This is a genomic window from Bradyrhizobium tropiciagri, assembly GCF_018130505.1.
GTDB lineage: Bacteria > Pseudomonadota > Alphaproteobacteria > Rhizobiales > Xanthobacteraceae > Bradyrhizobium > Bradyrhizobium tropiciagri_B.
This window is the reverse complement of the sequence record NZ_JAFCKH010000001.1, coordinates 557,413-577,137: the sequence shown is the minus strand read 5'-3', so window position 1 is coordinate 577,137 and position 19,725 is coordinate 557,413. Positions and strand designations below refer to the sequence as shown.

Genomic DNA, 19,725 nt, shown 5'->3' with positions numbered 1-19,725 from the left:
CTATACCGCTTCTTCGTGCGCGGCTCTGTCGGGAAAGCGCTTTTGCAGCGCGCTGACGATCACCTTCATCTTCGATCCCAGCGATCCCTTGACCATGATCACGTCGCCGGCGCGGACCGCGGCGACCGCCTGCGCTTCGAGCGCCGCCGAACTCTCGGCATAGCCTCCCCGCTTGCCGGTGGAAAGGGCATCCCACAAATTCCGCATCAGCGGACCACAACAATATACGAGGTCGATGCGGTTGGAGGTGACCGCCTCGATCAGGCCGCGATGCAGTTCGGGCCCGGTCGGCCCGAGCTCGAGCATATCGCCGAGCACGGCGATGCGGCGGCCGTGCGGCCCGACCTGGGCCGCACCGAGCACGTTGAGCGCGGCTCCCATCGAGGCCGGATTGGCGTTGTAGCTCTCGTCGATCAGCGTCGCCTCGCCATGGCCGACCTCGAGCGTGCGGCGATGACCGCGTCCCGTCGGCGCCTCGAGCTGCGACAGCGACAGCGCCGCGCGGGCGATGTCGGCGCCGAGCAGCGAAGCGCCGGCCAGCACCGCGAGCGAGTTCACTGCCATGTGCTTGCCCGGCATGCCGATCTTGTAGGTGATGTCGTGATCGAGGATGTCGGCGTGCACCGCCGAGCAGGTCGCGTGCAGCGAAAGGTCGATCAGCCGCGCTTCGGAACGCTTGTCGGCGCCGAACGAGACGATGCGCGAGATGCCGGCCTTCTTCGCCTGCTTCTCCAACCGGTCGAATTGCGCATTGTCGCGGTTGAGCACGGCTGCGCCATCGGGCTCGAGACCTGCGAAGATCTCGGCCTTGGCATCGGCGATCGCCTCGATGCCGGAGAAGAACTCCAGATGCACCGGCTCGACCGTGGTGATGACGGCGACATGCGGCCGCACCAGCTTGACCAGCGGGGTGATCTCGCCGGCGTGGTTCATGCCGATCTCGAACACCGCAAAGCGCGCGCTCGCCGGGCAGCGCGCCAGCGACAGCGGCACGCCCCAATGATTGTTGAACGAGGCCACGGAGGCATGGGTCTCGCCCTGCGCCGACAGCACGCGGCGCAGCGCCTCCTTGGTCGAGGTCTTGCCGACCGATCCGGTCACCGCGATGATCTTCGCGTTGAGCCGCGCACGCGAGGCTTGCGCGAGTTCGACCAGGCCGGCCAGCACGTCGTCGACCACCAGCAGCGGCGCATCGACCGGAAACTTGTCGCGCTGAGCGGCCTCGACCACGGCGAGCGCCGCGCCGGCCTTCAGCGCGTTCTCGACGAAGCTGTGGCCGTCATGGACGTCACCCTTGATCGCGAAATAGGCCTCGCCCGGGGCGATGGTGCGGCTGTCGATCGAGAGGCCGGTGATGCCTTCCGGCAGCGTGCCCTGCGTGGCGGCGCGCATCGCCGTCGCCATCGCATCCGAGGTCCACAACATCGTGCTCATGCGCCCTCCGCAGCTAACGCGACAGCAACCGCTTCGTGATCACTGAACGGCAACGTCGTGTTGCCGATGATCTGCCCGATCTCGTGCCCCTTGCCGGCGACGACCAGCGCATCGCCGGGCTCGAGGCCCGCAATCCCGGCACGGATCGCCTCGGCGCGATCGCCGATCTCGCGCGCGCCCTTCGCGGCGGCCATGATCGCGGCGCGGATCGCTTCCGGCTTCTCGCTGCGCGGATTGTCGTCGGTGACGATGACATCATCGGCATTCTCGGCCGCGATCGCGCCCATGATCGGGCGCTTGCCGGCGTCACGGTCGCCGCCGGCGCCGAAGATCACGACCAGCTTGCGCTTCGCATAGGGTCTGAGTGCCTGCAGCGCCTTGGCGAGCGCGTCGGGCTTGTGCGCATAGTCGACGAAGATCGGCGCGCCGTTGTGCTCGCCGACGAATTCCAGCCGGCCCTTGGCGCCCTCGAGATGTTCGAGACTGCAGAACACGTCGTCGGCCGCGCTGCCGGTGCCGATGGCAAGACCGGCCGCGACCAGCGCGTTCTCGATCTGGAATTCGCCGACCAACGGCAGGCGGATGGTGCGCCTGCGGCCCTGGTGTTCGATCACGAGCTGTTGCGCGAAACCTTCGATCGTTGCGTCGATCAGGCGGATACCCTCGCCCGCATCGGCATTGCGTCCGACCGCGATGATGCGCAGCGCCCGCGCGCGCGCCGCATCGATCACCTGCGCCGAGCAATCATGATCGGCGGAGATCACGGCGGCGCCGCCGTCAATCACGAGATCGCGGAACAGCCGCAGCTTGGCGTTGAGGTAATGCGCGACATCGGGATGATAGTCCATGTGGTCGCGCGACAAATTGGTGAAGCCGCCGGCAGCGACGCGCACGCCGTCGAGGCGATACTGATCGAGGCCGTGCGAGGAGGCCTCGAAGGCCAGATGCGTGACGCCGTCAGTTGCGATCTCGTCGAGCTGGCGATGCAGCGCGATCGGATCGGGCGTCGTCAGCGAGCCGTAGACGGTACGCTTGTCGGAGACGAGGCCGATGGTGCCGATGCTCGCGGAGACGTGGCCGAGCCGCTGCCAGATCTGGCGCGTGAAGGCCGCGACCGAGGTCTTGCCGCTGGTGCCGGTCACCGCGGCGATCGTCGCGGGCTGGCGCGGATAGAATGTTGCGGCGGCAAGCGCCAGCGCACGGCGCGGGTTCGGCGTGACGACCACGGGCACGCGCGCGCCCTGCGGCGGATGGTCGCTCGCGACGGCAACGGCGCCCGCGGCAATGGCCGCGTCGACGAAGCGCGCGCCGTCGGTCTTGGCGCCCGCCAGCGCAAAGAACAGATCGCCCGGCTTCACCGTGCGGCTGTCGACCGCAAGTCCGCCGACCTCGACGGCAGCGGCACTCGGATCGATCGTGGCATCATCGCTGAAGAGGTCGCGAAGTCTCATGATCTTCCAGTGTGGCCGGCGCAAGAGGCGCCGTGTGAATCTACGCCTTACTGGGTTGCTCTGGATGCCGCAAGAATAAGGCGGTCGGACGGCGGCAGGTCGAATCGCGGTTCAATACCCAAAATCGGCGCAATTCGGGCAATCACATTGCCACCGGTCGGCACCGCATTCCAGCCCGAGGTGATGAAACCGTAGGTTTCCTTCAGCGGCTGCGGCTCGTCCAGCATGATCAGAAGCTGATATTTCGGATTGTCGGCGGGCAGGATCGCGGTGAACGCGTTCAGCACGCGCTTCTTGGCATAGCGGCCGTTGATGACCTTTTCCGCGGTGCCGGTCTTGCCGCCGATATAGTAGCCCTTGACGTCAGCCTTCTTCGCGGTGCCGATCTCGGCATTGAGCCGCATCAGATAGCGCATCTTGTCCGAGGTCTCGGGCTTGATCACGCGCTTGGCCAGCGCCATCGCTTCCTGCTCGGTGCGCTTCAGGAAGGTCGGCGGGATCAGATAGCCGCCATTGACCAGCGCGTCGATGCCCATCACCGCCTGCAGCGGCGCCACCGCGATGCCGTGACCGAACGAGATGGTGACGGTGTTGAGCTCGCCCCAGCGCTTCGGCACGATCGGCGATGCGCTCTCCGGCAGCTCCGTGCGCAGCCGCTCGAGCTGGCCCATCTTGCGCAGGAACGCCTTGTGCGCGTCGACGCCCATCGCCAGCGCGATGCGCCCGGCACCGATGTTGGAGGAATAGTAGAACACCTCCTTCATGTTGATCATGCGGCCCATGTTGTGATCGTCATGAATCGCGAACTTGCCGTAGTGCAGCGGGCCGCGCGCGTCCCACATCGAGTTGAGGTCGTACTTGCCGGAATCCAGCGCCATCGCCAGCGTGAACGCCTTGAAGGTCGAGCCCATCTCGTAGACGCCGGTGGTCAGGCGGTTGATGCGATCGGGGTCGTGCGCTTCCTTCGGATTGTTCGGATCGAAATCCGGCAGCGACACCATCGCGACGATTTCGCCGGTGCGCACGTTGGAGACGAGACCCGATGCGGCCTTTGCCTTGAACTTCTCCTTGGCCTTCAGCAATTCGTCGCGCAGCGCGTGCTCGACGCGCAGGTCGATCGACAGCTCGACCGGCTTCTGCAGCCGGTCGGTCGCGAAGCCAGCGCGGTGCAGATCGGCCAGACCATTATTGTCCAGCCACTTCTCCATGCCGGCGATGCCCTGGTTGTCGATGTTGACGAGGCCGATCAGGTGGGCGACCTCGTTGCCGGTCGGATAGACCCGCTTGTTCTCGCGCAGGAAGCCGATGCCGGGAATGCCGAGGCGGTGGATGTCCTGCTGCTGCTTGGCCGAGATCTCGCGCTTCAGCCAGACGAAGCCCTTCCGCGACGACAGGCGGTCGCGCACCTCGCCGGTGTCGAGATCGGGCAAGGTCGCGGTGAGTAGCTCGATCGCCTCGTCCTTGTCGATGATGCGGCGCGGCTCGCCGAACAGGCTCGGCGCCTTGACGTCGGTCGCAAGCACCGCGCCGTTACGGTCGGTGATGTCGGGCCGCGCGGTGGCGATGGCGTCCTGGGATGCGGTGCGCCGCGCGCCATGGCTGTCGGCGCCGACCGCGAACAGCACGAGACGGCCGGCCAGCACGGCATAGACCGCCGCGAAGGCGAGGATCGCGAAGCCGACGCGGGCGCGCGCCTTCGCGGCGCGGTCGACATTGCTGCCGTACAGCAGCGTGCGGATCAGCCGCTGGCTCCAGGGTTCAGTGGGCTTCTTCGGCTGGCCCGGATCGATCATGGCTGTTCCGGTCATTGCTGGTCTCCGCCTGCCTGATCGGAGTCGGTCGCCTGGTCAGTAGCGGGCTGATCGGTGGGCGCGGCAATCGACCCTGTCGTGCTGTCAGGCGCGGCAGCGGCCTCGATGGTGTTGATCATCGCGCCGATCGGATCGCGCGCGCCCGGACGCGCGAAGTTCGGCGGCCGCTCCGGCAGGTTCTTCAGCGAGTCGTACTGGTTGGCGTTGATCGGCTTGAGCGGCAGATGCCGCTCGACCAGCCCTTGCAGGCGGAGCGGCGCGTCGAGCTTGGCCCATTGCGCGCGCAGCCGCGCAATCGCGTCGCGCTGCTCGCGAATCTCGGCGTTCAACCGCAGCACCCGCTCGACCCGCGCGGTCGATTCCATCTTGATGCGGTAGACATAGGACGCCGCGAAGATCAGCATGCCGATCACGACGAAGTGGAGGAGGCGCATCGTCACCCTCCCCGCAACACGTCTGCGAGCCGCGGCCATTCCGGCAATACATCGCTCGCGTGCATCGGCGCCGCGGTGCGTTCCGCCGCGCGCAGCTTGGCGGAGCGCGCGCGCGGATTGGCCGACGTCTCGGCATCGTCGGGTGTCACCGGGCGCTTGGTCAGGATCTTGAAGCTCGGCGCGGTCTGCGCGACCTCGGGCAGATGCCGCGAGCCGCCGGCCACCTTGCCGCGCTCGGTGAGGAAATTCTTGACGATGCGGTCTTCCAGCGAATGGAACGAGACCACGACGAGTCGGCCGCCCGGCTTCAGCACGCGCTCGGCCGCGGCGAGCGCCTGATGCAGCTCGTCGAGCTCCTCGTTGACGAAGATGCGCAGCGCCTGGAAGGTCCGCGTTGCGGGGTGGATCTCGTTCGGCTTGGCCCGCACCACCTTGCCGACGATGTCGGCGAGCGCCTGCGTCGTCGTGATCGGCGCCTCCTTGCGCGCGGCGACGATGGCCCGCGCGACGGCGCGCGAATGCCGCTCCTCGCCGAAGATGTAGATGATGTCAGCCAGCTCTTTGTCGGAGGCCCTTGCGACCACGTCGGCCGCGGTCGGACCGCTCTGCCCCATCCGCATGTCGAGCGGACCCGTGAGGCGGAACGAGAAGCCGCGCTCGGCCTGGTCGAGCTGCATCGAGGAGACGCCGACATCCATCACGACGCCGTCGACCGCATCGACGCCCTGCGCGGCGCAGACCTCGGCAAGCTCGGAGAACCGATCCTCGACCAGCGTCAGCCGGCCGCCGGCGCCGTCGACCAGATCGAAGCCGCCGGCAATCGCCGTGCGGTCGCGGTCGATGCCGATCACGCGGGTGCCGGCGACTTCGAGGATCGAACGGCTGTAGCCCCCGGCGCCGAAGGTGGCGTCGACATAGATGCCGCCCGCGCGCGGGGCGAGATAGTCGACCGCCTCGCGGCCGAGCACGGAGATGTGACGGGAGGCGTGATCGCTCATCCGCCGCTCCCGGTCGGGGCTGCGTTCGCTGGACGAAATGTAGACGCGCGCCGGCTCATTGCGCCTCGAATCCTCGCGCCTTGCCATGCGATCCCGGTCAGAAAGCCGCCGCGGTATGCATGAGCTGGCTCCCATCCCCGGTCGCAAATCCTGATATCCGACCGGAATTGGCTGGGTTTCCATGGGATTTCGCGCAAAAGCGGACCTCGGCCGTCCCCCGAAACCGGTTCGGCACTTCACCTCTCAGTAACGGCACTTAGCGTTAAGAAACGGTTGATGGTCCGTTAGCGGATTCCTTCACCTTTTACCCGTTGATGGGTGATATCTTCGGAACTCCACGCGCAGTTGTGCGCGATGGAACCGGCGGCCGGACGCCGCCTCCGCAAGGTAAAGGAATAGTAAACGCACTTGTTTTATCGATACGTCATGCCGTTCTCCCGCCGGGTTTCAGTGATCTGATGGCTTCTGGTTCGTCTGGTGGCTCCGATTCGAAGCGACAACGCGCCCTTCCAATTCCCAGGGCTGTTGCCGACATGACGACGTTCGCGCCTGATTCCTCGATCGCCTCCGATGTGATCCCGTCGGCCAATTTCGGCGAGCGCGCCGGCGGCCGCGAGCCCGATATGATCGTGCTGCACTACACCGGCATGCCCGACGTCGAGGGCGCGATCGCGCAGCTCTGCACCGCGGGCACCGAGGTCTCGGCGCATTACATCGTGCTCGAGGACGGCCGCATCGTGCAATGCGTGCCCGAGGCGAAGCGCGCCTGGCATGCCGGCGTGTCGTACTGGGCCGGCGAGGACGACATCAACTCCTGCTCGATCGGCGTCGAGATCGTCAATCGCGGACACGACTGGGGCTATCCCGAGTTTCCGCTGCGCCAGATCGCGGCGGTGATCGCGCTGTGCCGCGGCATCATGCTCCGCCGCAAGGTGCCCTCGCATCGCGTGCTCGGCCATTCCGACGTGGCGCCGGCGCGCAAGAAGGATCCCGGCGAGAAATTCCCGTGGCATTCGCTGGCCAATTCCGGCGTCGGCCACTGGGTGCAGCCGGCGCCGATCGTGCGTGCCGGTCAACTGCAGCTCGGCGCGATCAGCGACGACGTCTCCAGAATGCAGACCGCCTTCCGCCGCTACGGCTACAACGCCCCGACCAACGGCAAGTTCGACGGCGCGACCATGGAAGTCGTCACCGCCTTCCAGCGCCACTTCCGTCCCGAGCGCGTCGACGGGATTGCCGATCAGTCCACCATGGCGACGCTGCATGCGCTGCTCGCCAGCCTGCCGCCGGAGACGGCGGCACCGGCGGTGGCTGCTTCGACCAAGTAGGACGCCGCTTCATTCTTCTGGTCGTTCTGACGAGATCTCGGCGCCTCGGCATGCCTCCCCTGCGCCCGACGCACGATCCTCATTTCCGCCTCTAAGCTGCGTCAAGTGCGCCGTTAGCAATGATTTGCGTCTTCCTTTAGGATGGCGGCACGTCACGACTGCTGCCGTATCCCAAGTCAATTTTTGGAAGGTGTCACCATGACGGTACTTGCGCGATCGATCGGCGCCGTTTTGTTTTATCTGTTTTTGGGCGAGCTGGCCGCTGCTCAGACCAGCGACGTCAAATGTCAGCCGGTGAATACATCGGGCATGGCGCAGACGCTGCGCTGCGACGGCGGCATCACCATCACCGCCGAGAACGGCGCGCAGTATACGCTGAACGACACCAACCGCGACGGCCGCGTCGACTCCGTCGAGCTGGGCAGTCAGGCGATCCTGCTCGAAGTGCCCAAAGTGGCCAAGGGCAAGCGCTTCACGGTGACGACGCCGCAGGCCATCGCGGCCGTGCGCGGCACCAAATGGGCCGTCGACACCACGGCGCAGAAGACGTCGGTGTTCGTCGTCAACGGACGCGTCTCGGTCGGGCGCCGATCCGCCACCCGAGGCGGCGTCATTCTCGGACCCGGCGAAGGCGTCGACGTCGAGGGCACCGCTCCCCTCGTCGTCAAGCGCTGGGCGCCGGCACGTGTCGCCGCCCTGATGGCTAGACTGGGCCAGTAAGCACCGCGCCGATGCGCAGGCATCTCAGGGGCCTGCTGCCGGTCGTTCTGGCAGCGCTATGGGGAGCTGGGGTCTATGTCCTCCACTCCCAGGGCCACCTGCGCGCGCTCGACCGCGCCGAGTCGGCGATCACGGACTTTCGAACCGTGCTGCGCGGCGTGCGGGCGCCGCCCGATCTCGTCACCATTGTCGAGATCGACGATCGCGTCGTCGGGCAGCTCGGCCAATATCCGCTGCCAAGGCGCGACCTTGCCAGGATCGTCGATGCGATCGCGCGGTTGAAACCGAAGGCGATCGGCCTCGACATCCTGCTGCTGGACAAGGGTTCCGACGCCGGCGATGCCGCGCTGGCCGAAGCGCTCGGGGCTGCTCCCACAGCGATCGCCGCGGCCGCCGTGTTTCCCCAGCACAGCCAGTCGATCCCTGTTCAGAAGGACCAGCCACTCGGAGCGTTGCCATCGGCCGAGCGGTTTCTATGGCCGCTGAAGCAATTTGCCGAACGCGCGTCGGTCGGCGTCGTCAACGTGACCACCGACCAGAGCGGTGTCCCGCGCGCGATACCAATGCTGTTTCGGACCGACGACGGCATCGCGATGTCATTCCCGCTTCGCATCGCCAGCCTCGCCACCGGGATCGAGCCGGCGATCGAGCCGAACCGTCTTGTCCTCGGCCGGCTCACGATTCCGACCGATGCCGATCATGCACTTCCGGTCAGTTTCTACGGCCCGCGCGGGACGATACGAACCATCAGCGCCGCGTCGCTGCTCGCGGGCGAGCCGCCCGCCGCCGCCATTGCGAACAGAGTTGTCGTGGTAGGCGCCGCCGTCGCCGGCGGCGGCGACTTCTTTCCGACGCCGTTCGAGCCGCTGATGCCGGGTGTCGAAGTGATCGCGACCGCGATCACCGGCCTGTTGGCTGGAGATGTCGTCTGGCACGGCCGGTCGATCCAGATCGCGGACGGCATCGTGTGCATACTCCTTCCGGCGATGATCGTCGGCCTGCTGGCCTGGCGCCGCAGCACGGTCGGCATCATCGCCGCGGCCGGCGTCGTCCTGCTGTGGATGAGCGCAACGCTCCTGGCCACTTCGTCGGGCGTGTGGTTGAGCGCGGCCGTGCCGCTGGCCGCGACCGCACCGCCCGTGCTGCTGTTCGGCGTCATTCAACTCTGGTGGGGCCGGCAGCGGGCGCATTATTTTGCCATGAAGAGCCAGGTGCTCGGCCAGTTCCAGGCACCCAGCATTCAACGATGGCTCGCCGCCGATCCCAATTTTCTTGCCGAGCCGGTGCGCCAGAATGCAGCCGTCCTGTTCATCGACCTGTCGGGATTCACGTCCCTGAGCGAAACGATGGGGCCTGACCGCATCAGGGAGCTGCTGAACGAATTTCACGGCATCATCGACCAGGACGTGGTGAAATATCGGGGAACGATCACGGGCTTTCTCGGCGATGGCGCCATGGTCCTGTTCGGCCTGCCGCAGCCTGCGCCTGATGATGCGATCAGGGCGATCGACTGCGCAGCAACCCTCTCGACAAGCACGTCGGAGTGGCTAAGTGGCTTGCCGATGCCGATCGCGTCGAGGCTGGGGTACAAGCTGGGGGCGCATTTCGGGACCATCGTCGCATCTCGCCTTGGCGGCACCAGCCATCGCCACATCACGGCAACCGGCGACACCGTGAATGTCGCCAATCGCCTGATGGAAGTGGCGGCCGGTCATCGCGTCGAGATTTGCGTCAGCGACGAATTGCTGCGCGCGGCCGGAGATGACGTCGCTCTCTCCAAATCCGGTTCGCTGACCGGGCCGATCCGGACGCAAGTGCGGGGCCGCTCGGGTTCGCTGGGGATCTGGCTCTGGAGCGCGCGCGCCCAGGCTTCCGACAACTCCCGCCCCGCATGAGGCGCGCAGCGAACGAGTTTCATCCCATCTCCGCGATCCGCCGTGCATAGAGCCGGCGCAACGGCTCGAGCTGCGTCGCGGCGGTCGCGGCGAGATAGGCCTGCCGCGCTTCCGCCTTGCGGCCGAGACGGCGCAGCAAATCGGCGCGCACGGCGGGCAGCTGGTCGTAGCCTTTCAGGTCGCCGCGGGCCTCCAGCGCGTCGATCAGATCGAGTGCACGGGCCGGACCGTCGACCATCGACACCGCGGCAGCGCGGTTCAGCTCGATCACCGGCGACGGGTTGATCCGGAGCAGCACGTCATAGAGGCCGGCGATCTGCGGCCAGTCGGTGTCCTGATAGCTCGGCGCCCGCGCATGCAGCGCGGCGATCGCGGCCTGCACCGCGTAGGATTGCGGCAGGCCCGGCATCCGCAGCGCCTCCTCGACCAGCTTGAGGCCGTCGGCGATCTGCTCGAAATCCCACAGCGAGCGGTCCTGCTCCTCGAGCAGCACGATGTCGCCGCCGGCGGTCTGGCGGCCGGCGCGGCGCGCGTCATGCAGCAGCATCAGCGCCAGCAGGCCCTTGATCTCGCCGCGCGCCGGGATCAGCACGTTGAGCAGCCGCGCCAGCCGGATCGCCTCGCGCGCGAGGTCGGGCCGCATCAGGTCCTCGCCCGCGGTCGCGGCATAGCCTTCGGTGAAGACGAGATAGATCACCGCGAGCACGCCGGAGAGCCGCGGCTCCAGCGCCTCGCGCGCCGGCACCTCATAGGGAATCCCGGCAAGCTTGATCTTCTGCTTGGCGCGCAGCAGCCGCTGCGCCATGGCGTCCTCGCCCACGACGAAGGCGCGCGCGACCTGCGCCGTGGTGAGGCCGCACACCGTGCGCAGGGTCAGCGCGACCTGCACCTCCGCCGCGAAAGACGGATGGCAGCAGGTGAAGATCAGCCTCAGCATGTCGTCGTCGAGCGTCGCGTCGGCCGGCTCGGCCGCGCCCTCCGCATCGAGCAATATCTGATGCGTCAGCTCCTGCTGCTTGCCGCGAAACGTCACCGCGCGCCGCACCCGGTCGATCGCCTTGTTGCGACCGACATTGACCAGCCAGGCGCGCGGATTGGACGGGAATTCGCCGATCGGCCAGCGCTCCAGCGCCACCGCGAAGGCGTCCTGCAGGGAGTCCTCGGCCAGATCGAAATCGCCGACGAGGCGGATCAGCGTCGCGAGCGCGCGGCCCGCCTCGTCGCGGAAGATTTTTTCGATCTGGCTGGGGGTCATGTGGGTGCTGACGATTGACCGTCGTACCGGGCTCGTCCTTCGGACGCCCCCGGAATGACGAACTCATCACTTGTTATAGTCGGCCATCTCCCAGATCGGGCGCACTTCGATCGAGCCGACCCGCGCGCCCGGAATCCGCGCCGCGATCGCGATCGCCTCGTCGAGATTCTTGGCGTCGATCAGATAGAAGCCGCCGAGTTGCTCGCGGGTTTCCGCGAACGGACCGTCGGTGGTCAGCGTCTTGCCGTCGCGGATGCGCACCGTGGTCGCGGTCGTGGTCGGCCGCAGCCGCTCGCCGCCCTTGTAATTGCCGTTCTGGATGATGCCCTGCGTGAACGCGCCATATTCCTGCAGCATCTTCTGGGACGTCGCGGCGTCATTCTTCGCGTATTCGACCTCGTTCTGGTAGATCAGCAACAGATATTGCATCTCGACTACTCCTCTTGTTCGGCTGGATCGCCGACACCCAGTCGAACGGGCGACACGCCAAACGACATCCTCAGCATAATTTATTTGCGCGTCCGTGCCGTGCGGCGGCGACGCCACTGAAACCGGTATTGCCGACCTTTATATCGGCAAATCCGATAGCAACAGCCATTATTATTCGTTTGTCAAAACCAATATCCCGGCTAGCTTTTCGAGGTGGCGTCGCGTCGGTCGTGACCGGCCTGGTCAGGCGGACGGTCCGATCGCCCTTCGGAGGAACGGCCATGACATCGTCAGGGATCGAGGGCTTGCTGTTGTTGCTCGTGTGCTGGGCCGCCAGCCGGGTGCTGTTCGCGGCCGATGCGGTCGGACCGGCCCTCAGCGCCGATCAGATCGCGGCCGTGGTCGCGGTCAGCAACAATCCGTCGGGCGCATAGCGGCCGCCAGTTGGCGCTGTAGTTGCTATCGGCAACATCGATACGGCGCCGCGGTCAGTGACGCTTGCGCAGGCTGCGTTTCGAAGCTGACGGCTGATCTGTTGTCTGAGGCATCGCGACGCGATGCATCAGCGCGATCGCGTTCGAGACATGCTCCTCCTGCCGGTCAAGCGGATAGGCCACATAGGCCGGCATCGAAAACACCGGTGCCCCGGCGACCGCGTGCAGGCGCTTCGCCTTCAGCAGCGGCTCGACGATGCGTCGCGCGAAGAAGCCCGAGCCGCCATTGGCCAGCAAGTGCTGCAGGCCGAGCCAGCCGATGTTGACGTTGAGCGCCGGCCCCGCGAAGTTCGGAAACAACGTACTGTGCCGCGCGTAAAATTCCGGACCCCAGTCGACATAGACGTAGCCCGGCTGCGGCTCGGGCGGGCTCTTCGGATCGGTCGACACCAGCATCAGCTGCTCGTCGAACAGATGCTCGACCTTCAGCCCGGGGCGGCTCTGCGGCGTGTACATCACCCCGACGTCGATGCGTCCTTCCACCAGTCCCTGCATCAGTTCAGGCTCGAGAGCGCTTTCGGCCCGGACCGAGACCTCGGGGCACGTCGTCTGCATCAGCGGCAGCCAGCGCAACAGATACTCCTCCCACAGGCCGATGCGGCCGCCCACCACCAGCGTCGCGGTGAATCCCCTCGGCAGTCCGACGTCATGGCGGGCCTGCTCGACGGTGCGGACCAGCAGCGAGGCATGGCGCTGAAACTGCCGGCCCGCCGGCGTCAGCGTCGTGCCGGCCTTGTTGCGCACGAACAGCGTACAGCCGAGTTGCTGCTCGAGGGCGTGGATGCGCGTGCTCACGGTCGACTGGCTGACATGGAGCCGCTCGGCTGCGGTGATGAAGTTGCCGGCGCTCACCACCGTCAGGAAGGTCCGGGCCAGTTCGGTGTCCATGGCCTGCAAATCCTTGAATCGGAGAAGCCGATATCAAATGCGCAGGCTCGGCGGATGTCAAAACCATGGATGGCTGCCGGATTAACCATCGCAACCGCTTGACGCGGGCGGCCAAAGCCCGCATGCACGGAGCCGTCAGTCGGCCGGACGGCCGCTCCCGCTGGTGCCGAAAGGCCGCGGGGGAGGAAAGTCCGGGCTCCATCGACATGCGGTGCCGGATAACGTCCGGCGGGGGCGACCCCAGGGAAAGTGCCACAGAGAACGAACCGCTCCCTCCCCGGAGGGAGTAAGGGTGAAAAGGTGCGGTAAGAGCGCACCGCGTTGCCGGCAACGGCGACGGCATGGCAAACCCCACCGGGAGCAAAACCGAATAGGGACGGCATGGCGGTTAGTTCGCGCTCGCGCGATAACACCGCAGGGCGATGTCAGGCCCGCTGTCCGGGTAGGTTGCTCGAGGCAAGGTGCAAACCCTGCCCCAGAGGAATGGCCGTCACGTACCGTTCGAAAGAGTGGTGCCCTACAGAACCCGGCTTACAGGCCGGCTGATGCTTCTACCAATGAGGGGCTCGGCGTAATGCGCCGGGCCCCTCGCCATTCTGTGACCGTCATTCCGGGGCGATGCGCAGCATCGAACCCGGAATCTCGCGCAACGACATCGAGATTCCGGGTTCGCGCTTACGCGCGCCCCGGAATGACGACCTAGGAAGCGATCTCCTGCAACAGCGCCATCAGCGCCTCCGGCGCGGTGACGTTCGGCGAGTGGCTGGCGTCGATCTCGAAGTGGCGCCAGCCGCTTTCGCTTTTCGTGCGCTGCGAGAACTGTCCGAACGTATCCGCGGGCGCGCTGCGGGTGGCATAAATGTAGCTGCGCGGCACGGCCGGCTCGCCGTGCTTCAGCGTGAGCTTCTGCTCGAAGCATTTGATCGGCATCGCAACGCGGCGCGCGCCCAGCCATTCGACATCGGCGGCCGAGGTGTCCGCCGGCGTCTGCATCGGCGGGATACGCCAGCCGTCGCCGTCGCGCGCGGCCTTGCGCATGCTCTCGATCGCCGGCGCGTTGAGATCGAACAGCGATTGTCCGTCGCGCGGCACGAAGGCGTCGATATAGATCAGTTGCGCGATGCGCTCGCGCACGCGATCGGCAACGCCGGTCGCGACCATGCCGCCATAGGAGTGGCCGACCAGCACGATGTCGCCGAGATCCTCATAGCTGATGACGTTGAGCATGTCGGCGATGTGGGCTTCCAGATCGAGCGCCTGATGCGCCAGATGCACCCGCTCGCCGAGCCCGGTGTAGCTCGGGGTGATCAGCCGGTGCCCGGCGGCCTGCATCAGGGGATGCATCTTCCTCCACGCCCATCCCGCCGACCAGGCGCCGTGGCAGACCAGAAAGGTTTTGGACGAACTCGCAGTGGACGCACTCGCAGTCATGGGGATTTCCATTTTTCGATTATCGTTGGAGAGCTGCGATTTCGAATAGTAGCTGCGGTGCGCGTTGTGTAAACGTGGGGATCAACACGCCCGTCATTCCGGAGCGATGCGAAGCATCGAACCCGGAATCTCGAGATTCCGGGTCTGGTCCTTCGGACCATCCCGGAATGACGAAGGAGAAAAAGATTGACCGCAGCGGGCTACGCGATCCTGTTCTCCGGCGCGCTGGCCGGCGGTTTCGTCTCCGGCCTCGCCGGCTTCGGCACCGCGCTGATGGCGCTCGGAATCTGGCTCTACGTGCTGCCGCCGACCTTGGCGGTGCCGCTGGTGCTGGTCTGCTCCGTCATCGCGCAGCTCTCGACGCTGCCGTCGATCTGGAAGACGATCGATTTCCGCCTGATCTGGCCATTCATCATCGGCGGCCTCGCCGGCGTGCCGATCGGCATTCTGCTGATCTCGCAAGCCGATCCGTCCGTGTTCAAGCTGACGGTCGGCATCTTCCTGCTGGTGTTTCCGGTCGCGCTGTACCTGCAGAAGAAGCCGATGTCGATCGCATTCGGCGGCAAATGGGCCGACGGCGCCATCGGCTTTGCCGGCGGCATCCTCGGCGGCCTCGCAGGGCTATCCGGCCCGCTGCCGATCCTGTGGGCGAGCGTGCGCGGCTGGGGCAAGGAACAGCGGCGCGGCGTATTCCAGACCTTCAACTTCACTATCCTGTTCGCCGCGCTCTGCGTGCAGACCGCGAGCGGGCTGGTGAAGCCGGATATCATCTGGCTGACCGCCTGCGCCTTCCCGGGCACCTTGCTCGGTGCCTGGCTCGGCTCGCGCGTCTACCATGCGCTCAGCGACCGCAACTTCTCCGACATCGTGCTGGTGCTGCTGTTCTTGTCCGGCGTCGCGCTGGTGTGGAGCGAGATTGCTCCGAGATAAGTGCGCGCATGGCGGCCATGTGCACCGAGCGCGCGACTTGTCGAGGGCGATCCAAAACCGCTAACCACGTCGATCATGTCCACGTCCCATTCACGCGAACGCATCGGCCTGCTGCTCGGTTTTGTCGGCATGGTGATCTTTGGCGGCACGCTGCCGGGGACACGGCTCGCGGTCGCGGCGATTGATCCATTCGCATTGACCGCGATGCGGGCGGCGATTGCGGGCCTCTGCTCCCTGGCGGTGCTCGTCGTGCTGCGGCGTCCGTTGCCGCCGCGCCCGCTTTGGCCGCAGTTGGTGCTGACGATGCTTTGCGTCGTCGTGCTGTTTCCGCTGCTGATGGCGATGGGCATGCAGCGCGTGGATGCCTCGCATGGCGGAGTGGTGTTCGGCGGCATGCCGATCGGGACGGCGCTGGTCGCCGTCGCGGTCACCCATGAACGTCCGAGGCCGCTGTTCTGGATCGCGTCCCTCGCGGGCGCCGCGCTGGTCATCGCCTTCGCGCTGCGGCAGGGCGGCGGCGCGCTGTCGGTCGGCGACCTCTTCCTGTTCGCGGCCGTCGCTGTCGCGGCCGTCGGCTACGCCTTCTCCGGCAAGCTGACGGCCTCGATGCCGGGCTGGGAGGTGATCAGCTGGGTGCTGGTGATTGCGCTACCGTTCTCGCTCCCGGCCGCGGCGCTGACGATGCCCGCCGATCCGCTGCAGCTTCCGCTCAAGCCGCTGCTCGGCCTGCTCTACGTCGCGCTGTTCTCGCAGTGGATCGGGTTCTTCGCCTGGAACGCCGGCATGGCCATGGGCGGCATCGCGCGGGTGTCGCAGGTGCAGTTGCTGCAGCCCTTCGTTACCTTTGCGCTTGCCGCCCTGTTCAACGACGAGACCATCACCTGGCAGATCGTGCTGTTCGCCGCCGCCGTGGTCGCAACGGTGGCGATCTCTACACGGACGCGGGCGCAGACGGCGCCGCCTCCGGCGCAGCTTGTTCCGGAGTGAGCCCGCTCGCCGGCCTCGTCAGGCGCTTGCCGAACTCGCGGCGCAACAGCCACAGGCTCAAGGCGGCCTGCAGCGTCGTCGTCGCGATCGACATGTACCAGACATACTCGATCCGGAAGCCCGGCCGCGTCGACAGCCAGATCACCGGCACCGCATAGGTGACCAGGCGGGTGACCGAGCTCAACAGCACCGGCCTGGTGTTGCCGAGGCCCTGGAACATACTGTTGCAGGTGAACACCAGCCCCTGCGCCACCAGATTGAGCGAGACGAACTGCAGGAACATCGCGGCGACGCCCATCGTCTCCCGATCGCTCGAGAAGTTGCCGAGCAGCCATTCGGGCTTGCATTGCGCCAGGATCGTGAACGCGCCCATCACGATGGTGGCGATCGCCGCCGCCTTGACGAAGGTCTCCCGCACGCGTGCGGTATGCCCGGCGCCGAAATTCTGCCCGGCGATCGGACCCGCGGCGAGCGCGACCGCAAGCGCCGGCATCTGGATCAACCCCAGCACGCGCGTGCCGATGCCGAAGCCGGCCTGCGCGCCGGGACCGAAATCGCGCAGCACATAGTAGATCACGCCCATCCAGGCGAAGATGATCGCGAACTCACCGCCGGCCGGCAGGCCGACATTGAGAATGCGCTTCCACTGATCAAGCCGCGGACGCCATTGCGCCGGATCGAAGCTGACATAGCGCTCCAGCTTGAGGAAATACACAAGCAGCATCAGCACGCCGCACAGCACGGCGAGCGAGCTTGCAAGGCCAGCCCCCGCGACGCCGAGCGCGTGACCGGTGCCCCAGCCCGTGATCAGAACCGGCGCCAGCGCGATGTTGATGAGCACGGCGATCACCTGCACCAGCATGCCCGGCCGCACGATGCCGGTGGCGCGCAGCGCGGCGCCCATCACTTGCGTGATGAATTGCAATGCCAGCGCCGGCATGAACCACAGTAGATAAGTGGTGCCTGCCTCGATCGTGTCGGTATCGGCCGCAACCGCGCGCATGTAAGGACGGGACAGCAGCGCACCCGCGACCAGCGTGACCAACCCGAACAACGCCGACAACACGATTGCCTGGTTGAACACCGAATTGGCGTCGCTGCGATCCTTGCGCCCGACCGCCTGCGCGATCAGCGCAACCGTGCCGACGCCGAGCACCTGCATGAACCCGTTGATCAGGAATCCGGCGTTGCCCGCCGCGGCCACGCCCGCGACGGCGGCTTCGCCGAGTCCGCCTACGAAATACAGGTCGACCAGCTGGCAGATCATGATCGTGATCATGCCGACGACGATCGGCGGCGCCATGATCAGGATGTGGCTCACGATGGAGCCGCGTGTCAGATCCTTCATCGCAATTCCCCCCGGCGCGCGACTGACCGGGCGTTCGCCCGTCGGCCGCGCGCCATTTCACTCCGCCGCCGCGATCCGGCCGAACTCGGTCGCCTGCCGCTCGAACAGCGAGCGGTAGATGCCGTTCGGCCGTACGGCGAGCATCTCGTGCGTGCCCTGCTCGACGATCTCGCCGCGATCGAACACCAGGATGCGGTCCATGCTGCGCACCGTCGACAGGCGGTGCGCGATCACGATCGAGGTGCGGCCCTTCATCAGCCGCTCCATCGCCTGCTGGATCAGCGCCTCCGATTCCGAATCGAGGCTCGAGGTCGCCTCGTCCAGGATCAGGACCGGCGCATCGGCCAGGAAGGCGCGCGCCAGCGCCACGCGCTGCCGTTCACCGCCCGACAGCTTGACGCCGCGCTCACCGACCAGCGTGCCGTAGCCCTTCGGCAGGCGCATGATGAAGTCATGCGCATTGGCGAGCCGTGCCGCCTGTTCGATCGCCTCCATGCTGGCGGCGGGCCGGCCGTAGGCGATGTTCTCCGCCAGTGTGCGGTGGAACAGGATCGGCTCCTGCTGCACGATCGCGATCTGGCTGCGCAGCGATTGCTGCGTCGCCTTTGCGATGTCCTGACCGTCGATCAGGATCCTGCCGCCGGAAACGTCGTAGAGCCGCTGCACCAGCTTGACGAAGGTGGTCTTGCCGGAGCCGGAGCGTCCGACCAGCCCGACGCGTTCGCCCGCGTCGATGTCGATCGACAACCCGTCATACAGCGGCCTGCGATGGCCGCCGTAATGGAAGGTCACGTCGTCGAACACGATGCGGCCGCCCGCGATGTCGATCCGCCTGGCGTCGACCGCGTCGACGATGCCGAGCGGCTCGGCATGGATCGCGACCAGCTCCTCCATGTCGTTGACCGAACGCTGCAGGTTGTTGATGTGCATGCCGACATCGCGCAAGTAAGCGTGGATGATGTAGTAGCTGGTCAGCACATAGGTGACGTCGCCCGGCGTGGCGCGGCCCGCCGCCCACAGCAGGATCGCGCCGCCGATCACCGACGCGCGGAAGCACAGCAGCACCAGCAGCTGCGCCGCGCCGGTGTGGTTGTAGCGGAACCAGGTCCGCCGCACCCGCCGCCGCCAGCGGCCGATGACGCCGCCGAGCCGGATGTCCTCGCGCACCTCGGCGCCGAACGACTTCACCACCGCGTTGCAGGTCAGCGCATCCGCCAGCGTGCCGCCGACCTTGGTGTCCCACGCGTTGGAGACGCGCGCCGCCGGCGCCACGTAGCGGACCTGGAACGCCATCGTCATCGCGACATAGATCACCGCGCCGACCGCGACCACCGCGCCGAGCTGCGGCCAGTGCAGGCCGAGCAGGATCATCGAGCCGAACAGCACCACCACCGACGGCAGCAGCGCCATCAGCACGGTGTCGTTCAGCACGTCGAGCGCCCACATGCCGCGCGTGATCTTGCGCACGGTGGAGCCGGCAAAGGAGTTGGCGTGCCAGTCGGTCGAGAAGCGCTGCACGCGCATGAACGCGCGCTGCCCGACATCGGACATCGTCTGCAGCGTGAACGGCACGATGGTCTGGATGCCGACGAGGCGCAGGATCACCGACAGCAGGCCGAGCCCGACGATCGCGCCGAACGCGAGCAGCGCGGCATGGCGCGCGGCGGGGCTCGCCGCACCCGCGGTCAGCGCGTCGACCAGCCGGCCGGAATAGACCGGCATGAACAGGTCGGCGGCGGTCGCGCCGAGAAATCCCGCGGTGACGATCGCAGCCCGCAGCGGCTGCTCCAGCCAATGGCGGAACACGAACGGAAGCACGACCCGGATCGCGGCCGGTCGTTTGGTGGTTGAAGCGGTCATGGCCCATTCCGGCCACGCGTGCGTCGCGCCGG

At 66.7% G+C, this 19,725-nt stretch carries 17 protein-coding genes and 1 other RNA gene; 7 read left to right on the top strand and 11 right to left on the bottom strand.

Features of this window, described 5'->3' with window-relative positions; all coding sequences use genetic code 11:
• From JQ633_RS02620 to rsmH, 5 genes are read right to left on the bottom strand one after another with little or no spacing between them, the layout of a single operon-like run.
• The gene (locus JQ633_RS02620) at window positions 1–1,434 is read right to left on the bottom strand and encodes a UDP-N-acetylmuramoylalanyl-D-glutamyl-2,6-diaminopimelate--D-alanyl-D-alanine ligase (protein WP_211982021.1); all 1,434 of its coding nucleotides are present in this window, start codon (window positions 1,432–1,434) and stop codon (window positions 1–3) included.
• On the bottom strand, window positions 1,431–2,885 hold the full coding sequence (locus JQ633_RS02615) for a UDP-N-acetylmuramoyl-L-alanyl-D-glutamate--2,6-diaminopimelate ligase (RefSeq protein ID WP_211982019.1): 1,455 nt from the start codon (window positions 2,883–2,885) through the stop codon (window positions 1,431–1,433). Before JQ633_RS02615 ends, JQ633_RS02620 begins: the two co-directional genes overlap by 4 nt.
• Before the next feature lie 47 nt (window positions 2,886–2,932).
• Entirely contained in the window at window positions 2,933–4,693 is a 1,761-nt protein-coding gene (locus JQ633_RS02610) for a peptidoglycan D,D-transpeptidase FtsI family protein (protein WP_433995619.1), read from the bottom strand.
• Complete coding sequence (gene ftsL, locus JQ633_RS02605; protein WP_211982017.1) at window positions 4,690–5,130, bottom strand: cell division protein FtsL; 441 nt, start codon at window positions 5,128–5,130, stop codon at window positions 4,690–4,692. Before ftsL ends, JQ633_RS02610 begins: the two co-directional genes overlap by 4 nt.
• A 2-nt stretch (window positions 5,131–5,132) precedes the next feature.
• Window positions 5,133–6,128, bottom strand: a complete 996-nt coding sequence (gene rsmH, locus JQ633_RS02600) for a 16S rRNA (cytosine(1402)-N(4))-methyltransferase RsmH (RefSeq protein ID WP_211982015.1) — start codon at window positions 6,126–6,128, stop codon at window positions 5,133–5,135.
• Between the two features lie 458 nt (window positions 6,129–6,586).
• Between rsmH and JQ633_RS02595 the strand changes: the two genes are divergently transcribed.
• From JQ633_RS02595 to JQ633_RS02585, 3 genes are all read left to right on the top strand, one after another.
• Entirely contained in the window at window positions 6,587–7,456 is an 870-nt protein-coding gene (locus JQ633_RS02595) for an N-acetylmuramoyl-L-alanine amidase (protein WP_211982006.1), read from the top strand.
• A 198-nt stretch (window positions 7,457–7,654) separates the two neighbouring features.
• Entirely contained in the window at window positions 7,655–8,176 is a 522-nt protein-coding gene (locus JQ633_RS02590) for a FecR domain-containing protein (protein ID WP_211982004.1), read from the top strand.
• An 11-nt stretch (window positions 8,177–8,187) separates the two neighbouring features.
• The gene (locus tag JQ633_RS02585) at window positions 8,188–10,071 is read left to right on the top strand and encodes a CHASE2 domain-containing protein (protein WP_211982002.1); all 1,884 of its coding nucleotides are present in this window, start codon (window positions 8,188–8,190) and stop codon (window positions 10,069–10,071) included.
• Between the two features lie 19 nt (window positions 10,072–10,090).
• Here the strand turns inward: JQ633_RS02585 and JQ633_RS02580 are convergent, their stop codons facing one another.
• Complete coding sequence (locus JQ633_RS02580; RefSeq protein ID WP_211982000.1) at window positions 10,091–11,326, bottom strand: RNA polymerase sigma factor; 1,236 nt, start codon at window positions 11,324–11,326, stop codon at window positions 10,091–10,093.
• Between the two features lie 66 nt (window positions 11,327–11,392).
• The gene (locus JQ633_RS02575; RefSeq protein ID WP_211981998.1) at window positions 11,393–11,755 is read right to left on the bottom strand and encodes a YciI family protein; all 363 of its coding nucleotides are present in this window, start codon (window positions 11,753–11,755) and stop codon (window positions 11,393–11,395) included.
• Window positions 11,756–12,036: 281 nt separating this feature from the next.
• Here JQ633_RS02575 and JQ633_RS02570 point away from each other — a divergent pair, with 281 nt between their 5' ends.
• On the top strand, window positions 12,037–12,189 hold the full coding sequence (locus tag JQ633_RS02570; protein ID WP_211981996.1) for a hypothetical protein: 153 nt from the start codon (window positions 12,037–12,039) through the stop codon (window positions 12,187–12,189).
• A 54-nt stretch (window positions 12,190–12,243) separates the two neighbouring features.
• Here the strand turns inward: JQ633_RS02570 and JQ633_RS02565 are convergent, their stop codons facing one another.
• Entirely contained in the window at window positions 12,244–13,137 is an 894-nt protein-coding gene (locus tag JQ633_RS02565; RefSeq protein ID WP_211981995.1) for a LysR family transcriptional regulator, read from the bottom strand.
• A gap of 135 nt (window positions 13,138–13,272) precedes the next feature.
• Here JQ633_RS02565 and rnpB point away from each other — a divergent pair.
• Window positions 13,273–13,687, top strand: an RNA gene (rnpB, locus tag JQ633_RS02560) — RNase P RNA component class A.
• Between the two features lie 149 nt (window positions 13,688–13,836).
• Here rnpB and JQ633_RS02555 read toward each other — a convergent pair.
• Window positions 13,837–14,568 (bottom strand): alpha/beta fold hydrolase, encoded by a 732-nt coding sequence (locus JQ633_RS02555; RefSeq protein WP_249158698.1) that lies wholly within the window; start codon window positions 14,566–14,568, stop codon window positions 13,837–13,839.
• A 186-nt stretch (window positions 14,569–14,754) separates the two neighbouring features.
• On the opposite strand from JQ633_RS02555, the gene JQ633_RS02550 reads away from it, so the two are divergent.
• Window positions 14,755–15,498, top strand: a complete 744-nt coding sequence (locus JQ633_RS02550; protein WP_211981991.1) for a sulfite exporter TauE/SafE family protein — start codon at window positions 14,755–14,757, stop codon at window positions 15,496–15,498.
• A 75-nt stretch (window positions 15,499–15,573) separates the two neighbouring features.
• Window positions 15,574–16,485: a DMT family transporter gene (locus JQ633_RS02545; protein WP_211981989.1), complete on the top strand. Its 912-nt coding sequence runs from the start codon at window positions 15,574–15,576 to the stop codon at window positions 16,483–16,485.
• On the opposite strand, the gene JQ633_RS02540 is transcribed toward JQ633_RS02545, so the two are convergent.
• Together JQ633_RS02540 and JQ633_RS02535 are read right to left on the bottom strand one after the other, a co-directional pair.
• Window positions 16,430–17,833 carry an MATE family efflux transporter gene (locus JQ633_RS02540; RefSeq protein WP_211981987.1) on the bottom strand — a complete coding sequence of 468 codons (1,404 nt, stop codon included), beginning with the start codon at window positions 17,831–17,833 and terminating at the stop codon, window positions 16,430–16,432. The two genes, JQ633_RS02545 and JQ633_RS02540, sit on opposite strands and share 56 nt — an antisense overlap.
• Window positions 17,834–17,890: 57 nt before the next feature.
• On the bottom strand, window positions 17,891–19,693 hold the full coding sequence (locus tag JQ633_RS02535; protein ID WP_211981985.1) for an ABC transporter ATP-binding protein: 1,803 nt from the start codon (window positions 19,691–19,693) through the stop codon (window positions 17,891–17,893).
• Between the last annotated feature and the right edge of the window lie 32 nt (window positions 19,694–19,725).

Coding starts and splice junctions, on each gene's coding strand:
- JQ633_RS02620 (WP_211982021.1), bottom strand. CDS start 1,434: ATGAGCACGATGTTGTGGACCTCGGATGCGATGGCGACGGCGATGCGC.
- JQ633_RS02615 (WP_211982019.1), bottom strand. CDS start 2,885: ATGAGACTTCGCGACCTCTTCAGCGATGATGCCACGATCGATCCGAGT.
- JQ633_RS02610 (WP_433995619.1), bottom strand. CDS start 4,693: ATGACCGGAACAGCCATGATCGATCCGGGCCAGCCGAAGAAGCCCACT.
- ftsL (WP_211982017.1), bottom strand. CDS start 5,130: ATGCGCCTCCTCCACTTCGTCGTGATCGGCATGCTGATCTTCGCGGCG.
- rsmH (WP_211982015.1), bottom strand. CDS start 6,128: ATGAGCGATCACGCCTCCCGTCACATCTCCGTGCTCGGCCGCGAGGCG.
- JQ633_RS02595 (WP_211982006.1), top strand. CDS start 6,587: ATGGCTTCTGGTTCGTCTGGTGGCTCCGATTCGAAGCGACAACGCGCC.
- JQ633_RS02590 (WP_211982004.1), top strand. CDS start 7,655: ATGACGGTACTTGCGCGATCGATCGGCGCCGTTTTGTTTTATCTGTTT.
- JQ633_RS02585 (WP_211982002.1), top strand. CDS start 8,188: ATGCGCAGGCATCTCAGGGGCCTGCTGCCGGTCGTTCTGGCAGCGCTA.
- JQ633_RS02580 (WP_211982000.1), bottom strand. CDS start 11,326: ATGACCCCCAGCCAGATCGAAAAAATCTTCCGCGACGAGGCGGGCCGC.
- JQ633_RS02575 (WP_211981998.1), bottom strand. CDS start 11,755: ATGCAATATCTGTTGCTGATCTACCAGAACGAGGTCGAATACGCGAAG.
- JQ633_RS02570 (WP_211981996.1), top strand. CDS start 12,037: ATGACATCGTCAGGGATCGAGGGCTTGCTGTTGTTGCTCGTGTGCTGG.
- JQ633_RS02565 (WP_211981995.1), bottom strand. CDS start 13,137: ATGGACACCGAACTGGCCCGGACCTTCCTGACGGTGGTGAGCGCCGGC.
- JQ633_RS02555 (WP_249158698.1), bottom strand. CDS start 14,568: ATGACTGCGAGTGCGTCCACTGCGAGTTCGTCCAAAACCTTTCTGGTC.
- JQ633_RS02545 (WP_211981989.1), top strand. CDS start 15,574: ATGTCCACGTCCCATTCACGCGAACGCATCGGCCTGCTGCTCGGTTTT.
- JQ633_RS02540 (WP_211981987.1), bottom strand. CDS start 17,833: ATGAAGGATCTGACACGCGGCTCCATCGTGAGCCACATCCTGATCATG.
- JQ633_RS02535 (WP_211981985.1), bottom strand. CDS start 19,693: ATGACCGCTTCAACCACCAAACGACCGGCCGCGATCCGGGTCGTGCTT.